13 protein-coding genes are annotated in these 15,744 nt (G+C 65.0%); 8 read left to right on the top strand and 5 right to left on the bottom strand.

What is annotated here, in order from left to right:
- Positions 1 to 85: 85 nt before the first annotated feature.
- Both B0G81_RS29935 and B0G81_RS29930 read right to left on the bottom strand, forming a co-directional pair.
- On the bottom strand, positions 86 to 4,582 hold the full coding sequence (locus tag B0G81_RS29935; RefSeq protein ID WP_134140380.1) for a translocation/assembly module TamB domain-containing protein: 4,497 nt from the start codon (positions 4,580 to 4,582) through the stop codon (positions 86 to 88).
- Positions 4,583 to 4,610: 28 nt separating this feature from the next.
- On the bottom strand, positions 4,611 to 6,446 hold the full coding sequence (locus tag B0G81_RS29930) for an autotransporter assembly complex family protein (protein ID WP_134140378.1): 1,836 nt from the start codon (positions 6,444 to 6,446) through the stop codon (positions 4,611 to 4,613).
- 342 nt (positions 6,447 to 6,788) lie between these two features.
- On the opposite strand from B0G81_RS29930, the gene B0G81_RS29925 reads away from it, so the two are divergent.
- The 4 genes from B0G81_RS29925 (at position 6,789) to panD (ending at position 9,324) form a co-directional block, all read left to right on the top strand.
- Entirely contained in the window at positions 6,789 to 6,974 is a 186-nt protein-coding gene (locus B0G81_RS29925; protein ID WP_007175923.1) for a DUF3460 family protein, read from the top strand.
- A gap of 4 nt (positions 6,975 to 6,978) precedes the next feature.
- A complete protein-coding gene (locus B0G81_RS29920) occupies positions 6,979 to 7,851 on the top strand; it encodes a ScpA family protein (RefSeq protein ID WP_134140376.1) in 873 nt (290 codons plus the stop codon).
- 202 nt (positions 7,852 to 8,053) lie between these two features.
- Positions 8,054 to 8,887: a pantoate--beta-alanine ligase gene (gene panC, locus B0G81_RS29915; protein WP_116119238.1), complete on the top strand. Its 834-nt coding sequence runs from the start codon at positions 8,054 to 8,056 to the stop codon at positions 8,885 to 8,887.
- A 50-nt stretch (positions 8,888 to 8,937) separates the two neighbouring features.
- Complete coding sequence (gene panD / locus B0G81_RS29910; RefSeq protein ID WP_012432059.1) at positions 8,938 to 9,324, top strand: aspartate 1-decarboxylase; 387 nt, start codon at positions 8,938 to 8,940, stop codon at positions 9,322 to 9,324.
- 200 nt (positions 9,325 to 9,524) lie between these two features.
- On the opposite strand, the gene B0G81_RS29905 is transcribed toward panD, so the two are convergent.
- A complete protein-coding gene (locus B0G81_RS29905) occupies positions 9,525 to 10,163 on the bottom strand; it encodes a ParA family protein (protein ID WP_116119237.1) in 639 nt (212 codons plus the stop codon).
- Between the two features lie 209 nt (positions 10,164 to 10,372).
- On the opposite strand from B0G81_RS29905, the gene B0G81_RS29900 reads away from it, so the two are divergent.
- Complete coding sequence (locus B0G81_RS29900) at positions 10,373 to 10,792, top strand: PaaI family thioesterase (protein WP_106279901.1); 420 nt, start codon at positions 10,373 to 10,375, stop codon at positions 10,790 to 10,792.
- A gap of 103 nt (positions 10,793 to 10,895) precedes the next feature.
- On the opposite strand, the gene B0G81_RS29895 is transcribed toward B0G81_RS29900, so the two are convergent.
- Complete coding sequence (locus tag B0G81_RS29895) at positions 10,896 to 11,312, bottom strand: DoxX family protein (protein ID WP_116119236.1); 417 nt, start codon at positions 11,310 to 11,312, stop codon at positions 10,896 to 10,898.
- Positions 11,313 to 11,463: 151 nt separating this feature from the next.
- Entirely contained in the window at positions 11,464 to 12,924 is a 1,461-nt protein-coding gene (locus B0G81_RS29890; RefSeq protein WP_208328620.1) for a cobyric acid synthase, read from the bottom strand.
- A gap of 263 nt (positions 12,925 to 13,187) precedes the next feature.
- On the opposite strand from B0G81_RS29890, the gene cobU reads away from it, so the two are divergent.
- Genes cobU through cobD form a run of 3 tightly spaced genes read left to right on the top strand, consistent with a single transcriptional unit; the run spans position 13,188 to position 15,734 of the window.
- The gene (cobU, locus tag B0G81_RS29885; RefSeq protein WP_134140374.1) at positions 13,188 to 13,742 is read left to right on the top strand and encodes a bifunctional adenosylcobinamide kinase/adenosylcobinamide-phosphate guanylyltransferase; all 555 of its coding nucleotides are present in this window, start codon (positions 13,188 to 13,190) and stop codon (positions 13,740 to 13,742) included.
- Positions 13,742 to 14,677: an adenosylcobinamide-phosphate synthase CbiB gene (gene cbiB / locus B0G81_RS29880; RefSeq protein WP_134143251.1), complete on the top strand. Its 936-nt coding sequence runs from the start codon at positions 13,742 to 13,744 to the stop codon at positions 14,675 to 14,677. Before cobU ends, cbiB begins: the two co-directional genes overlap by 1 nt.
- Positions 14,670 to 15,734 (top strand): threonine-phosphate decarboxylase CobD, encoded by a 1,065-nt coding sequence (gene cobD / locus B0G81_RS29875; protein WP_134140372.1) that lies wholly within the window; start codon positions 14,670 to 14,672, stop codon positions 15,732 to 15,734. Before cbiB ends, cobD begins: the two co-directional genes overlap by 8 nt.
- Positions 15,735 to 15,744: the final 10 nt, after the last annotated feature.

Raw genomic sequence — 15,744 nt, 5'->3', positions numbered from 1 at the left:
AGCATGAAAAAACGGCACGCCCTAAAAAGGCGTGCCGTTTTTTTTGACCCCAGGCGCCAAGATTCAAGCGCAGCCGATCAACCCATCACCACCGAATCCGGTCGAAGCGCCGGGTGTAAAACAGTTCGACGCCGGTGAACGTGCCGCCGTAAGCCCCGACTGACCAGTACCGCGTCAGGTTGACCGTCGCCTTGATCGCATTGCTCGCCGACTGCAGCCCCTGTTCGTAGCCGATCACGAGCCGCTCGTTGATCGCCTTCGACACCATCACCACTTGCGGATCGGTCAAGCCGACTTCGCTCTGCCCGACCGAAAATTCGTCAAGCCCGAACGTCTGCGCGATCCGCTTGCCGCTCGCGCTGCCGAGCAGCGCGAGCGCCGTCGTCATGGTGCTTTGCTGACCGAGGTTATTACCCTGATCCGTGCCGTGGCCGAACAGCAGCCACGAGAGCTTTTCGTTGTCCGGCACGTTCGGCTCGGACACCAGCTTCGCCGTCGGGAACTGAACCGTGCCCGTGACCTGCACGCCCGCCTCGACCTGCTGATTGCGGCGCATGGCCAGGATATTGATGCCTGGATTGGCCACCGGCCCGTTGAACGTGAAGAAGCCGTTCTCGATGTTGAGCTTGCGGCCGAACGCCGTGTAGGTCGAGCCCTGCGTGACGCGCACGTTCCCCACCGCGCGCAGCGGAAGATCCGGCGCGCTCATCGCCGTGATCGTGCCGGTCAGGCCCAGGTCGGCGCCCTGGCCGCGAAAACGGAAGTTGTTGCCAAGGCTGATGTCGATATTGGCGCGCGGCGCAAACGGACCGATCGGCTTGTTGGTGCCGGGCACGGGCCGCGGCCGCTCGCCCGCCACCGAACCGTCCGGGCGCACCACCACGACGTCGTCGCCGAGCTTCGGCGCGGACTGCTCCGGCATGTCGAACAACGCATGATCGACCACGAATTTGCCGTTGATCGCCATGCCGCCCTGCGCGCCCGCGTTCGCGACGCTCGCGCTGCCCGACAGCGACAAGTTACGATCCGGCGCGGCAAACAATTCGAGCTTGTCCGCGACGATGCTCGCGGTCAGATCAGGCTCCGCGCCGTCCAGACGCACACGCCCGGTGGCACGCAAGGTGCCGCTTGCGCCGTGAAATTCAACCTGCTGAAAGTCGACCAGATTGTGCGAAAGCGCGATGCGCACCACGCCGTCCTTCAACTGCACGCCCTGATCGACCATGGTCGCGGACAGGCCGTCGCCGAGCAGCGAGCCGGTCAGGTTCGGCTTGGCGACGGTGCCGCCGAGCGCGAGCTTGAGCGCGAGGTGGCCGTCGAGCAGATAGCTCGGGCCAAACAGGCCGCCGGTCGTTTTCAGCGACGGCACGTTGGCGTTCACATTGCCGGTGAGTGCGCCGTCTTCGTTGAGGGCCAGGAAGCCGTCGCGCATCACCAGCGTGGTGTGCGCGTCGGCGTCGATCACGCCGATGCGGCTCGCCTGCGCGTGCAAGGTGGCATTGAGCCGGTTGCCGCCGCTGAACTCAGCGCGCGCGGCGATGCTCGAAATACCGAGAGACGCGAGCCCCCGGCCGATTTCAACCGTGACGTCGCCGCTGCGGCGCTGCAACTGGATGTGGCCGGTCGCCGTGCTGCCGAGCGCGAAGTCCCAGTCGCCGTCGAACACGAGATCGGTTTTGACGTGCGGCGGCTCGCCCGTGATCTCGCGCCGCAAGTCTTGCAACCGCGCGACCGAGATGCCGGTCAGACTGCCTGCCGACTGAACCTTGCCGTGGTCGAAGACGAAGGTTTTCAGGCTCAACACCGCGCCTTCGAGCGTCAGCCGCGTCGTGCCCAGCGTCAGGCGGTCCGGCCCGGCGCTGACGGCGAGCGGCGACTCGAGATTCAACGCCGGCATGCCGCGGTTCTGCAAGCGCGTGACGGTGCCGTCCCAGCGCGTGCCGTCGCGCGCTTCAGTCAGCTTGCCGTTGGCGGCGAGCGTGAGATCGAGCGGACGCTCCTGCAACTTGCCGGTGGCCGCGGCCTCGAGCGTGTGATTGGCGCGCGTGCCGGACAGACGCGCCGTGAGCGTGCTCAGATCGACGCCGCCCGCGCTGACATTGCGCGCGTCGGTGGTGAAGACGAGCGCGCCGTTCGCGCCGTCGCGCAATTCGGCGTGCCCTTCCGCATGGCCGATGTGGTTGCTGCTGAACACCACGCTGTCCGCCTTGTAGTTCAGCACGACATTCGGATGCGCGAACGAGCCGGTGACGTCGCCGTCGGCCGCGATAAGTCCCGCGAGACCGAAGCCGAGGCGTTCCAGCGCCGGGGCGTCGACGTGGAACTTCAGCCGGTCGCCGCGTGCGCCGAAGCTGCCCTGCAGATCCACCTGATTGCCCGCCACCGAGAGGTTCGCGCGGCTCGGCAAAATCCGCGAACCCGCCAACTGGATCGTTCCGCCGCCGGTCAGCGGCAGGCCGTCGTAGACGCTCGGACCGAGCTTGAATTCGGCCTTGGTTGTGAAGACTGGACCGAGCACGCCGGCGGCGGTGAGCGTGCCGCTCACGCGCGCTTCGATCTTGCGGGCGGGCGGGGCGCCGCGTTTCTTCGGCGGCGACGTTTTGCGGTCGACTACTTCGGTTTTGACCGCAGCTTTGGCGGTGTTTTTCACGGCGGCGGCGGCTTTATCTGCGGGCGCCGCGGACTTTGCGCCGGCCGTGCTGCCCACTTGCGCGGCTGCGGCCTGTGCGGTTTTGGTGTTTCTGGCCTGGTTCGCTGCCGGCGCCGCTTCGGCTACCGGCTTGCGCGACGGCATCTGCGAAGTCAGCGTCAACGGATCGAAATCGGTCAGTTGCGCTTTCAGGTTGTAGGTGGAATTCGCGTCGTGCTTGAGCGCCCCGGACAGATCGATGCGGCCTTTGCCCGACGTGATGCGCACGTCGTTGAAGCTCATGCGGGCGGGATCGAACGTCACCTTGCCCTGGGCGCGCAACGCCGCTTTCGGGTCGGCGAGATCGAGCGTGAGGCTCTGCACATCGTCGTTCAGGCGCACACCGATGGGGCCGGACAGCTGCGTGGGGCGCACCGTCGCTTGCAGCGCGTTCAGGTCGAGGTTGGCGACGCGCAGATCGAACTGTCCGCGCTTGGCGGATAGCGTACCGCCGCCTGTGAGCGTAGCGTTCTTCACGATCCGCACGGCGAGGTTCGAGATGCGCTGCGCCTGGGCGTCGAGCCGCACGTCCGCGTTGGCGTCGATTAGCGGCAGCAGGTTCTGGTCGATCGCGCCGGGTTTGGCGTTCACGATCGAAACATGGCCGGCGACGGCGAAAGTCGCGGCGGGTGGGGTGTTGCTCTTTCCGTTTTTCGCCACGGGCGGTTGTGCTGCGCTCGCGGCCTGGCTTGCGCTTGTGAGGGCACTTTGGCTGGCCGCGCGGCTGCGGGTGTCGGCTGCGCTGGCGGTGTTCGCGGCATTACCAGCACTCGCCGAACTCGCGGGCTTTCTCACTGCCTTCGCCCCACTTGCCGCAACTGTCCCGGACGCAGCGCCTATTGCACTCGCGGCACTCGCGACACTCGCGCCCGCCGCCCCACTCGCCCCAAGCACGACCTCCCCCGCCGCACCCTGCCCCACCGGCTGCAATTCCGCCCGCACGGCCAGATCGGCCAGCGGTGCACCGGGCGCGAAAGCCTGCGGATTGATGTGATCGAAAGTCAGCGTGGCGCGCTGCAGCGGCACGTCGCCGAAGGGCGTAGCCTCGACCCGCGCATGACCGGCGAGCTTCATGCCGCTAGCGTCGAGTTCCGCAATGAGATTCTCCAACGAGCCGCTCAGATGGCCGCCCACCTGCACCGCTTCGTCGTTCACCTTCCCCGAATAGCCGATCTCCCCGCTCAACGGAAACGGCCGCACACCGTCGAGTTTGGCGGCCGCCGTCACCGCGCCGAACGGCGTATCCAGCCGCTCGATCGCGGCTTCGTGATGGCGCCCGTCGCTGCGACCATGGAAGACGAAGCGCGAGAATTCGGTTGTCGACGCGCCCTGATGCAGCAGCAGCTTGTCGACCTGGACGTCGCGGACGTCGAGCTGCATCGGCAAGCGCAAATCCTGCGGCAGTTTCACCGGCCCGCTGCTGCTCGACGACGAAGAACCGATGCGCGCGTCCACTGTGCCGATATGCAGATAGTCGATCGTGAATCGCCACGGCTCGCGCGCGAACGCCCAGCGGCCCGCCACGCGGTCGATCTGAATATCGGTGCCGCTGCTGTCGAGGCTGCGCCAGCGTACTTGCCGCAATTGCAGGCCATTGGCGAGCGTCCCTCGCTCCAGCGTGCCACTCAGCTTGCCGCCCAGCAGCTTCACCGCCGCCTGCCAGGCATAGGCGGTGCCGCGCTCGGTCGTCAGCGCGCCGTACAGCAACCCCACCCCCAACGCGAGCAACAACACCAGCACGGCCACCAACCACGCGAACGTTTTCAGCAGCAACCGGCCGAGGCGACGCCTGGGCGGCGGCGCCCCGGGCGGCGGCTGCTGTCCCGGCGGCTCTCCTGGCGGATTAGCGCCGGGAGGCTGCACGGGAGGTTGAGTGGAAACGTCGGTGGTCATGCGTGGATCATGTGGAAGCAGGTTTTCATCAGAAGGCAATGCCCAGCGTCAGATACGGCCGCACGCTCCTGTTGCGAATGCCGTAGGCGAGATCGACGTTGACCGGGCCAACCGGGCTGCGCCAGCGCGCCCCGACGCCGACGCCGGGATAAAAGACTTTTTCGCCCCATGTGTCCGTGGCGGTGCCGACGTCGAAGAACGCGGCCGCGCCCCAGTCGTGATTGAACCAGTGCTGGTACTCGGCCGAGCCCGTGACGAGATACTTGGTGGGCAGCACCGAACCATCGACGCTGTTACCGATGCTCTGATAGCCATAGCCGCGCACCGAATTCGATCCGCCCGCGCGAAACAGCAGCGACGCCGGAATGCCGCTCGACGGGCCGCTCGTGAACACGCCGCCGAGTTCGGCGCGAATCAGCACGAGGTCTTGCTTGCCGATCGGCAGATACTGCTGACCGCGCGCGTAGCCGCGAATGAAGGTCTGGTCGGTCAGCACGCCTTTGACCGCGAAACCCGCCTCGACGTGAATCAGGTTGCCGCTGCGCGGAAACAACGGGTCGTCGGTATGGCGCCGGGTCCACGACCAGGACGGCACCAGCGCGCGGCTCGTGGTCGGCTCCGCCGCGTTCTGATCGAGCCGGTCCTGGTAGTACAGGAGCGAATAGTTGTAGTCGATGAATTGCGAGGTCCGGGCCCGCTGCACGCCGCCGCGGATACTGTAAATACGCGTGTCGGATACGTCGGTGGTGGTGTAGGACGCCAGCATGCTATTGGTCCACGCACGCGGCCCCGGCGGCATGGCGAGCTGGATTTGCCCGTATTGCTGGATCTGGTCGACGCGACCCTGAATGGTGAACGGCCACGCCTTGCCGAACGTGTCGAGATACGAATAGGAACCCTGGACCAGCGGACCGTTGTCCGTCGAATAGCCGACGCCGCCTCGAATGCTGTTGTACGGATATTCGGACACCTTCACGTGCACCGGCGTCTCGACCGGCTTGGCCGGGTCGCTGTTCACGTCGATCGCGACGCTCGCGTAGTAAGGCGTGTTCTGCAACTGCCTCTGCAATTCGGTGATGCGCTGAACGTCGTAGATATCGCCCACCGAAATCGGATTCACGTTCTCGACGATCTGTTCCGGATAGCGGCGCGTGCCCGATACGTCGAGCTTGCCCATCGTGAAGGTCGGCCCGCTGTCGTAGGTGACCGACAGTTTGGCCTCGTGCGTGCGCGGATCGACTCGTGCCTCCGAGTGGTAGACCTTCGCGCCCAGATAGCGACGCGCCTGCAAGGCCTTGAGCGACGCGTTTTTCGCGTCGTCCCAATCGCCCTGCGAGAACGGATCGCCTTCGTGCAGTGAAAATGCGAAGCGCGCGGTGTTTTCCTGCTCAGGATCTTCGGTCAGCACCGGCCCGCGAAACGACAGCGAAACCGATGAGACGACGGTCTGCGGACCGGGATCGACGCTCACCGTGACGTGCTTCGCGTCGTCGACGGTACGCACATCCGTGCGCACGATCGGCGTGAAATAGCCCTGTGTGGAAGCCAGATCTCGCACTTGCTGGGGCGTGGCGGTGATCAGAAACTCGAACTGGTCGTCGCTGATGTCGGGGCGTTTGGCGAAACGCGCGATATCCAGATGCGCTTCCAACAGCTTGCGCAGCGAGCGCGGCGTGGCTTCGATGTCGACCTTGTAGCTGGCCGCCGCTTTCGCTGCATGGGCGTTGCCGGTTGCCAGCGTCAGCATGACGAGGCCAAATGCCAGCCACGTGCGCAGCCAGTGCCGCATGGGCGTGCGATGCCCAGACCCGGAACCGGCCTTGCCGCGCCGCAGCCGCGGCTTGTCGATCGCGCACCCCGCCAAACAGGACCTCCGGCCGTGGTTGATGAATTTTGTCGCTCAGGCGCGCCGCGGCGGCCGAAGCACGCTATTTGACCACATCGGCGCGACGCCGCCAGATCTCTAAAACAACGTCCGCGGCACGCCAGCCGCCAACGCGCCCGCCTTGGACGCACGCCGCGCCACGCGGGTTCCAGCTATTTTCATGCGCCGCCCGCCCGGCTATGCCGCGGTTTTTCGCCCCCGCGCCGCGCATGCGGTAAAATTATGGAATAGCAGCGGCACCGTGCGACGAAACAACCCAGATGCGAGCTACGCAAATGCGCGCCGGGCAGCCGCCAATTCCCATACCACGGACGTCGAGCCATGTATCAATCGGACATCACCCAGTTCCTGAACCAGCTCAAGCAACAGAAACCCAATCTGGAAGCCGAACAACGCCGCGGCCGCGCGCTGCTGTGGGACAAACAGCCGATCGACCTGGAAGAACGCGCCGAGCAGAAAGCCTCGCGCGTGGAACAGACGCCTTACTCGTACTATCAAAACTTCTAAGCGCGTGAGTCACGCCGACGAGGCCCACGGCGCACCGCCGGCCCCCGACGCCGCGCTCGCCGCGCCCGCCACCGATTCGACCCCGGACACCGTCGACGGCATTGCGTTTGCACGCCTGTACGGCGAGCCGCTCTTCAAGCTGCCGACGGACCTGTACATTCCGCCGGACGCGCTCGAAGTCTTTCTCGAAACGTTCGAAGGACCGCTGGATCTGTTGCTGTACCTGATCCGCAAGCAGAACTTCAACGTGCTCGACATCCCGATGGCGGACGTCACGGTGCAATACCTCGGCTACGTCGACCAGTTGCGCCAGACCAATCTCGAACTCGCGTCCGAGTATCTGCTCATGGCCGCGATGCTGATCGAGATCAAGTCGCGCATGCTGCTGCCGGTCAAGAAGGCCGACAGCGGCGAGGAAGCCGAAGATCCGCGCGCCGAACTCGTGCGGCGCCTGCTCGAATACGAGCAGATGAAACTCGCTGCGCAGCGTATTGACCAGTTGCCGCAACTCGGGCGCGATTTCCTGCGCGCCGAGGTCTACATCGAGCAAAGCATCACGCCGCGTTTTCCCGACGTGAACAGCGAAGACCTGCGCGCCGCGTGGGCCGACGTGATCAAGCGCGCCAAGCTGGTTCAGCATCACAAGATTTCGCGCGAAGAGCTGTCGGTGCGCGAGCATATGAGCTCGATCCTGCGGCAGTTGCAGAACGCGCGCTTCATCGAGTTCTCCGACCTGTTCGACACGAGCAAGGGCGTGCCGGTGGTGGTGGTGAATTTCATCGCCGTGCTCGAGCTGTGCCGCGAAACGCTCGTCGAAATCACCCAGGCAGAACCCTTCGCGCCGATTTATGTGCGCCTCGCCTATCTGCCCGCCTGACGGCCTCGAACGGGGCGAAATCCCGCATATCAGGATTTAACCCGATGGGAAAAGCCGCCTCTTTTCGGTGCGGCGGCCACGCAAATCCACTACAATCCCGCGCTCCGAACCTGTCATTACCAGTGAGGCGGCGGCCCGCGCGATTCCGTAGGGTTTTGCGTCCAGCCAGTCTCGCCCCGCGCGAGGAAATCCCTGTCCGATCATGAAAGTCATCAGCTCGATCCATGAATTGCGCGACCAGTTGCGCGGCCAGAATCGCACGGCCTTTGTGCCGACCATGGGCAATCTGCACGAGGGCCATCTGTCGCTGATGCGTCTCGCCCGCCAGCACGGCGATCCGGTGGTGGCGAGTATTTTCGTCAACCGGCTGCAGTTCGGTCCGAACGAGGATTTCGACAAATACCCGCGCACCATGGAAGCGGATATCGAAAAGCTCCAGAAGGAAAACGTCTACGTGCTGTTCGCGCCGACGGAAAAGGATCTGTATCCGGAACCGCAGGAGTATCGCGTGCATCCGCCGCACGATCTGGGCGATATCCTCGAAGGCGAATTCCGGCCTGGCTTTTTCCAGGGCGTGTGCACGGTGGTGATGAAGCTGATGTCGTGCGTGCAGCCGCGCGTCGCCGTGTTCGGCAAGAAGGATTACCAGCAGTTGATGATCGTGCGCCGCATGTGCAACCAGTTCGCGCTGCCCACGGACATCATCGCCGCCGAAACCGTGCGTGACACCGACGGGCTCGCGCTCAGCTCGCGCAATCGCTATCTGCAGGCCGCCGAGCGCGCCGAAGCGCCGAAGCTGGCCGCTGAATTGAATCGCGTGCGCGACGCCGTGCTTTCCGGCGAGCGCGACTTCGCGAAGGTCGAACAGGCGGCGATGGCGGCCTTGGCCGCGCGCGGCTGGCAGCCGGATTACATCGCGGTGCGCAAGCGCTCGAATCTGCTGCCGCCGGGTCCGCAAGACGCGAACGCTGAACTGGTCGTACTGGCGGCCGCCAAGCTCGGCGCCACGCGTCTTATCGACAACCTCGAAATCTGAAGTCGTCTCAGATAGCGTAGACACGAATAAGAAATCACACAGGATTGGTCATGCAACGCAACATGCTGAAGTCGAAGATCCACCGCGTCGCGGTCACGCACTGCGAGCTGCACTACGAAGGCTCGTGCGCGATCGACGAAGACTTGCTGGAAGCGGCGAATATCGTCGAAAACGAGCGGATCGACATCTGGAATATCAACAACGGCGAGCGTTTCTCGACCTACGCGATCAAGGGCGAGCGCGGCAGCGGCATGATTTCGCTGAACGGTTCCGCCGCGCGGCGCGCGCAGTTGGGCGATCTGGTGATCATCGCGGCGTTCGCGGTGGTGGATGAAGCGGAACTGAAGGCCGGCTGGAAGCCGGACCTGGTATTCGTAGACGACAACAACAAGATCAAGGGCAGCCGCGATCACGTGCCGACGCAGAACTGGACCTGAACGCCTTGTAGTTCGCTTGAGCCCTCGTCTGGTCGCGGCGCTGAACGCTTCTTTTTGGCCGGGTTAAGGCGTGGGCGTCAAACTTCAGTCTGGACTTGAGCCCCCGTAGATCACCAGCGCACGCCCTTCGCGAGGCGACCAAATACTTATAACGTGGGCTGCATTACGGTGTAGCGGGCGCCGCGGCCCGTCTGCCCGCTTCATCCTTTCTTGCCGCTCCCGTTAGTCCATTCGAGGATCGGCTGCCACTGCTCCAGATCCTTCTCCACACGGCTTTTCGCGACGTCCCACAGGGTCAGCCCGTGGGCCGCCAGTTGCACGTAATTCTGCGTGTCGCGCAAAAAACCCAGCACCGGCAACTTCAAACCCTCGACGAAACGATGCAGTTGTTCCGCCGAGCGGGTGCGCGCATCGACGCGCATGCCGACCACGCCGATTTCGATCGCGCCTTTCCTGACGGCCTTCTCCTTGGCCAGCCGTTCGAGGAATTCCTGGGTGGCGAGAATATCGAACATGGACGGCTGGAGCGGCACGATCACCTTGTCCGCCAGATCCAGCGCGATACCCAGACGATTGCCGTGCAGCCCGGCCGGCGTGTCGATAACCGCGTGCTCCAACCCTTTGGGCGGTTTGGCCGGCGCGTCCTGATTGACTTCCCAGGTTTCAATGGCCGGCAGCGTGTCGGGCCGTAACGACAGCCACGCGTGCGCGGACTGCTGTTTGTCCAGGTCCGCCAGTGCGACCCATTCGCCGGCTGCGGCGAAATAGCCGGCCAGATTGGTCGACAGCGTGCTTTTACCCACGCCGCCCTTCGGATTCGCCACCACGATCACCGTCATGAATTCTCCCGGAAAGAAGGCTGGGCGCCGCCAGCCGGTTTGCCGCGTAGTTGCTTTGACATGCGCAAGTGTGCCCGGATTCGTGCCGGGTTCAGTGCCACCTGCTGATCCAGCCGTTGATAATATCGACAAATGCACGTTGGCCGAAGCCCCCAAACGGCTAATCGGCCGCCGTGCCCGCCGATTTTTCCATTGAGGACCCGAATCTCATGAGCAAACTGCGCCCGGAATACACCGTCGAACGTCTCCACGAACGCCAGAAAGGCTCGCTGCCCGGCTTGCTGGGCGTGCATGTGCTGTCGCTGGAAGAAGGCGTCCTGACCGCGGAATTGGCCGTGCGCACGGAATTGCTCGCGCCGAATGGCTTTTTGCACGCCGCCACCGTGATCGGTCTCGCCGATACCGCCTGCGGTTACGCCTGCCTCGCCCACTTGCCGGAGACGGCGCGCAATTTCACGACCATCGAACTGAAAAGCAATTTTCTCGGCACGGCGACGGAGGGAACGATCCGCGCGGTCGCGACGGGCGTGCATCTTGGGCGCAGCACGCAGGTGTGGGACGCCACGGTCACCGATCCGAACGGCAAGACGATGGCGCTGTTTCGCTGTACGCAGATGGTGTTGTATTGATTGCGTGAAGCCGGCGCCACGAGCGCCGCGCCATGAAAAAAGCACGCGGCCTTCCGGACGCGTGCTTTTTTTGACTGGGTTTGGCCTTACTGGGCCAGGCCGATCAGGCAGCCACCGCCCGCGGCGCCCTCGCCCCGCCGAACGCCAGCGCCCCGCCGCCAAGCAGCGACTGCACCGCCAACGTCACCGCCCAGAACGCCGGATACTCCCAGCCGCCATGCGGCGACGCGAAGCCCCAGCCGTTATGCAGATGCTGCGACATCGCGCCAAGCATGAACGGCAGCAGCACCAGCGCGACCCAGCGGACCTGCACGCCGAGCAGCAGCGCGATGCCGCCGAACAGTTCGACGAACGCCGTCACATAGCCGAGCCACCCCGGCAAGCCGAGCGAAACGAAGAACTGTGCCGTGCCGGGCAGCGTGAAGACGAAAATCTTCTGCAGACTGTGAGCGAGATACAGCACGCCCAAGGCGACGCGAAGAAGCAGAGCGGCCAGATCGGCGGAGCGGTTCGAGTTCATGACGAGATCCTTGAGAGAGGGACAGCCTGGAACCGGCCGTCGATATTGGAACTCTATTCGAACCATATGAGGCAAAAAACCTTCCTACGGGCTTTGATTATTTCTCGATAGGATTTAATCGACCCACAACCCCGCCGCGCCCGACGCCAAGTCACCCAATCGCCGCAAACAATTTCGGCAGATCGAGATGCTTCGCAAGCGTATCCGCAAGACGTTCCAGCGACGCCTCGCGCAACGCCGGATAGTCGATTTCCTCGGCATCGCGCAATCCCGCCCATGCGAGCAAAGCGGCACAGGCGGCCGGCGTGTCGAACAACCCGTGGACGTATGTCGTGAGAATCTGGCCGTCGGCGGAAATCGCGCCGTCGGGATGCGCCGCCTGCGCATCGCCCAAGCGCAGTGCGGGCCTGTCGAGCGCGGGGCCGCGCGTTTCGCCCATATGAATCTCGTAGCCGGCCACTTCGGGCGAGCCCGGCAACGCGAGGTGTCCGGTGACATTCTTGAGCGTCTTGTCGCGCGTGAGCACGGTCGAGTAGTCGAGCCAGCCGAGTCCGGCTGACGTCCCCGGCGCGCTCTCGACACCATGCGGATCGGCCACTTCACGCCCAAGCATCTGCATGCCGCCGCAAATGCCGATCACGCGGCCGCCGTAACGCAAATGCTTTTGCAGCACGGCGTCCCAACCTTGCGCGCGCAAAAACGCCAGATCGCCGGGCACGTTCTTCGAGCCCGGCAGAATGATCAGATCAGCCGGCGGCGGTGGTGCGCCGCTACGCACGTAATGAAAATCGACCTGCGGATGCGCGCGCAGCGCGTCGAAATCCGTGTGATTGCTGATGTGCGGCAGCACCGGCACAACCACTCGTAGCATGCGTGCCGCGCCGCCGCTATGCGCCGCGCGCAACTCGGGCGGCAGCATGTCTTCGGCGTCGAGCGTGAGGCCGTGCAGGTACGGCACGACGCCGAGCACCGGCTTGCCGGTCTTCGCTTCGAGCCAATCCAAGCCCGGCTTCAGCAAACTGACGTCGCCGCGAAAACGGTTGATGATGAACCCGCGCACCCGCGCCTGCTCGCTCTCCGACAGGCACGCGAGCGTGCCCGTGAGATGGGCGAACACACCACCGCGGTCGATATCCGCGACCAGCACGACCGGACAATCGACCGCTTCCGCGAAACCCATGTTGGCGATATCGCGATCACGCAGATTGATTTCCGCCGGACTGCCCGCGCCTTCGACGAAAATCGTCTCGTACGCCGCCTGCAGACGCGCATACGATTGCAGCACCGCTTCGAACGCGACGGGTTTGTAGTCGTGATACGCCCGCGCGTCGAGATTCATGCGCGCCTTGCCATGGATGATCACTTGCGCGCCGCGGTCGCTGGTCGGCTTGAGCAGCACCGGATTCAGATCCGTGTGCGCGGCAATGCCCGCGGCGATCGCCTGCAAAGCCTGGGCGCGGCCGATCTCGCCGCCGTCCACCGTCACCGCGCTGTTGAGCGCCATGTTCTGCGGCTTGAACGGCGCGACCCGCACTCCGGCGCGCCGCGCGAGGCGGCACAGACCGGCGACCAGCGTGCTCTTGCCGGCATCGGACGTGGTGCCCTGAATCATCAGCGTGCCGCGCGGCACGGGTACGGCGACAGGCGGGGTCGAAGTGGTGGTCACGGAATCTCGGGCTTGGCGGTGGACGGTGAGTCGATTGGGTTAAGCAGTGAAGCAAGCGGCAACGCGGCGACAGTGCACGCGGGGTGCGGAACGCGGCTAACGCATCCATGCAACTCGCTTTGTGTCGCTCGCGTCGCTCGCACCAAACCCATCAAACGCGGCATTATCCCATCGCGCCGGCCCGCGCTGCACGCCGGTACAATCACGCGATGACTCCCCGCGACCTCACCTTCGTACTCGGCGGCGCCCGCTCAGGCAAGAGCGCGCACGCCGAACAGCTTGCCGCCGACAGCGCCCTCCCCGTCACCTACATCGCCACCGCGCGCGTGACGGACGACGCCGAATTTCGCGCGCGCATCGCGCATCATCGCGAACGGCGGCCGGGGCATTGGCAACTGTTCGAAGCGGCCGTCGATCTCGCCGGCGCCGTGACGCAAAACGACGCGTCCGGCCACTGCATCCTGATCGATTGCCTCACGTTGTGGCTCGCCAATCTGCTGTGTCCGCCAGAAGGCGACGCCCTGCCGCTCGAGCACTATCACGCGCATGTCGCCGCGCTCGAAGCGGCCCTCATCAACGCCAAAGGCAAGCTCATCGTGGTCAGCAATGAAATCGGCCTGGGCGTGGTGCCGCTCGGCGCGGCCACGCGTCTTTACGTCGATGAACTCGGCCGGCTCAACCAGCGCATCGCCGCGTTGAGCACTCAGGCCACGATGATGGTCGCCGGTTTGCCGCTCGCGCTGAAAACCGCGAGCCACGCGTGATGCTCTCGCTCCCGCTTCTCGTGACGCTGGCCACCGCGGGCGTCGCCGTCGACCGCTGGTTCGGCGAGCCGCGCGCGGCGCATCCGCTGGTGGGCTTCGGCAACTGGGCGAAGCGCCTGGAAAAACGCTACAACACTGGGCGGCGCCTACGTCTTAAAGGTCTGCTGGCGTGGTCGCTGGCGATCATGCCGCCGGTGCTGATCGCATGGTGTCTGATCGCCGTGCTGCCGTTCTACGCGGCCTGCGTGGCGCATGTGCTGCTGCTGTGGTTCGCGCTCGGCGCGCGCAGTCTGCACGAGCACATCGCGCCGATCGCGCAGGCGTTGGTGCAGCGTGATCTCCCGCAAGCGCGTTTGCTGACCGCGCGCATCGTCTCGCGCGAAACCGCGGACGCCGACGAAGGTGCGTTATCGCGCGCCGCCGTCGAATCGGCGCTCGAAAACGGCAACGACGCGATCTTCGGCGCGCTGTTCTGGTTCGCCATTGCGGGCGGTCCGGGCGCGCTCGCGTTCCGCCTCGCCAACACGCTCGACGCCATGTGGGGTTATCGCACGCCGCGCTATTTGCGCTACGGCTGGGCCGCCGCGCGTATCGACGACGTGCTCAACTGGATTCCCGCGCGCCTGACCGCCGCGAGCTACGCGTTGCTCGGCGACACGCGCACCGCGTGGCGCTGCTGGCGCGAGCAGGCGCCAAGGTGGGACAGCCCGAACGCCGGGCCGGTGATGGCATCGGGCGCGGGCAGCCTGAACGTGCTGATCGGCGGGCCGGCGGTGTATCACGGCGCGCTGGAACACCGGCCGACGCTCGGCTTCGGGCATACCGCGAAAGCCAGTCACGTGAGCGCCGCATTGATGCTGGTCGAGCGTACGGTGATTCTGTGGCTTGCGGTGTTGATCGTGCTGGCGTTGTTAAGCGTGCCGTTTCATGGTTGATTCAGTGAACGTCCACGTGGGCGGCGAAACATTCGCCGCGATAGATGCAGTCGTGCACGGCGGCAATCTGCACGAAGCGGCGCGGCGCTACGACATTCCGTACGCGCAGTGGCTCGATCTGTCGACCGGTATCAATCCGCACGGCTATCCGGTCCCGCCGGTCCCCGCCGATGCCTGGCGCCGTCTGCCCGACGAAGGCGACGATTTCGCCGCGTGCGCCGCGCGCTATTACGGCGCGCCCGACGCGACGCATGTACTGCCGGTCGCGGGCAGTCAGGCGGCGATTCGCGCGCTGCCCGCGCTGCTGCCGCGCGCATGCGTCGGCATCGCGCCGCTTACGTATAGCGAATACGCGCCCGCATTCGAGCGCAGCGGCCATGAAGTGATGCCGCTCGACGTCGCGTGGGAAACGTTGCCCGAAGCGCTCATGCATGTAGTCGTCGTGAATCCGAACAATCCGACCGCCGCGCATCTGAGCGCCGCCAGGCTGCTGCACTGGCATGCACAGCTGAGCGCGCGCGGCGGCACGCTGCTGGTCGATGAGGCCTTCGCCGATACGATGCCGGCTGCCTCGCTCGCGGCGAGCACGCATCGCGAGGGCTTGATCGTATTGCGCTCGCCGGGAAAATTTTTCGGCCTCGCCGGTGTACGCGCGGGATTTGTACTCGGCGTGCCTGCTTTGCTCCAAAGGTTGCGCGGCGCGCTCGGCGCGTGGACGGTCAGTGGTCCAGCCCGTCACGCCGTCAAAGCCGCATTCGCCGATGAAGCCTGGCAACGTGATATGCGCACACGACTCGATGCAGAAAGCGCGCGCCTGACCGGTCTGTTGCATGCGCAAGGTTTCAACACCCGCAGCACGCCGCTTTTCGCGTGGACCGACGACCCACGCGCCGCCGCTCTGCATGCAGCCCTCGCGCGACGCGGCGTGTGGACGCGGCTATTCACATCGTCGGGCAGCGTTCGATTCGGCTTGCCCGCGAACGAAGCTGAATGGGCACGCTTCGAAGAAAGCATGCGCGAAGCCGCACGAGAAATCGATCCCACGCGAGCGGGTTGATTCAGAAAGT

The organism is Paraburkholderia sp. BL6665CI2N2, assembly GCF_004366535.1.
Classification (GTDB): domain Bacteria; phylum Pseudomonadota; class Gammaproteobacteria; order Burkholderiales; family Burkholderiaceae; genus Paraburkholderia.
Note: the sequence above shows the minus strand (reverse complement) of the source record. Positions and strands in the feature narration are given on the sequence as shown.

Bases quoted from the DNA above. Each gene is read 5' to 3' on its own strand.
- cobU (WP_134140374.1), top strand. From the start codon at position 13,188: ATGACTCCCCGCGACCTCACCTTCGTACTCGGCGGCGCCCGCTCAGGC.
- B0G81_RS29935 (WP_134140380.1), bottom strand. From the start codon at position 4,582: ATGACCACCGACGTTTCCACTCAACCTCCCGTGCAGCCTCCCGGCGCT.
- B0G81_RS29890 (WP_208328620.1), bottom strand. From the start codon at position 12,924: ATGATTCAGGGCACCACGTCCGATGCCGGCAAGAGCACGCTGGTCGCC.
- B0G81_RS29905 (WP_116119237.1), bottom strand. From the start codon at position 10,163: ATGACGGTGATCGTGGTGGCGAATCCGAAGGGCGGCGTGGGTAAAAGC.
- B0G81_RS29895 (WP_116119236.1), bottom strand. From the start codon at position 11,312: ATGAACTCGAACCGCTCCGCCGATCTGGCCGCTCTGCTTCTTCGCGTC.
- B0G81_RS29925 (WP_007175923.1), top strand. From the start codon at position 6,789: ATGTATCAATCGGACATCACCCAGTTCCTGAACCAGCTCAAGCAACAG.
- cobD (WP_134140372.1), top strand. From the start codon at position 14,670: ATGGTTGATTCAGTGAACGTCCACGTGGGCGGCGAAACATTCGCCGCG.
- panC (WP_116119238.1), top strand. From the start codon at position 8,054: ATGAAAGTCATCAGCTCGATCCATGAATTGCGCGACCAGTTGCGCGGC.
- B0G81_RS29900 (WP_106279901.1), top strand. From the start codon at position 10,373: ATGAGCAAACTGCGCCCGGAATACACCGTCGAACGTCTCCACGAACGC.
- cbiB (WP_134143251.1), top strand. From the start codon at position 13,742: ATGCTCTCGCTCCCGCTTCTCGTGACGCTGGCCACCGCGGGCGTCGCC.
- panD (WP_012432059.1), top strand. From the start codon at position 8,938: ATGCAACGCAACATGCTGAAGTCGAAGATCCACCGCGTCGCGGTCACG.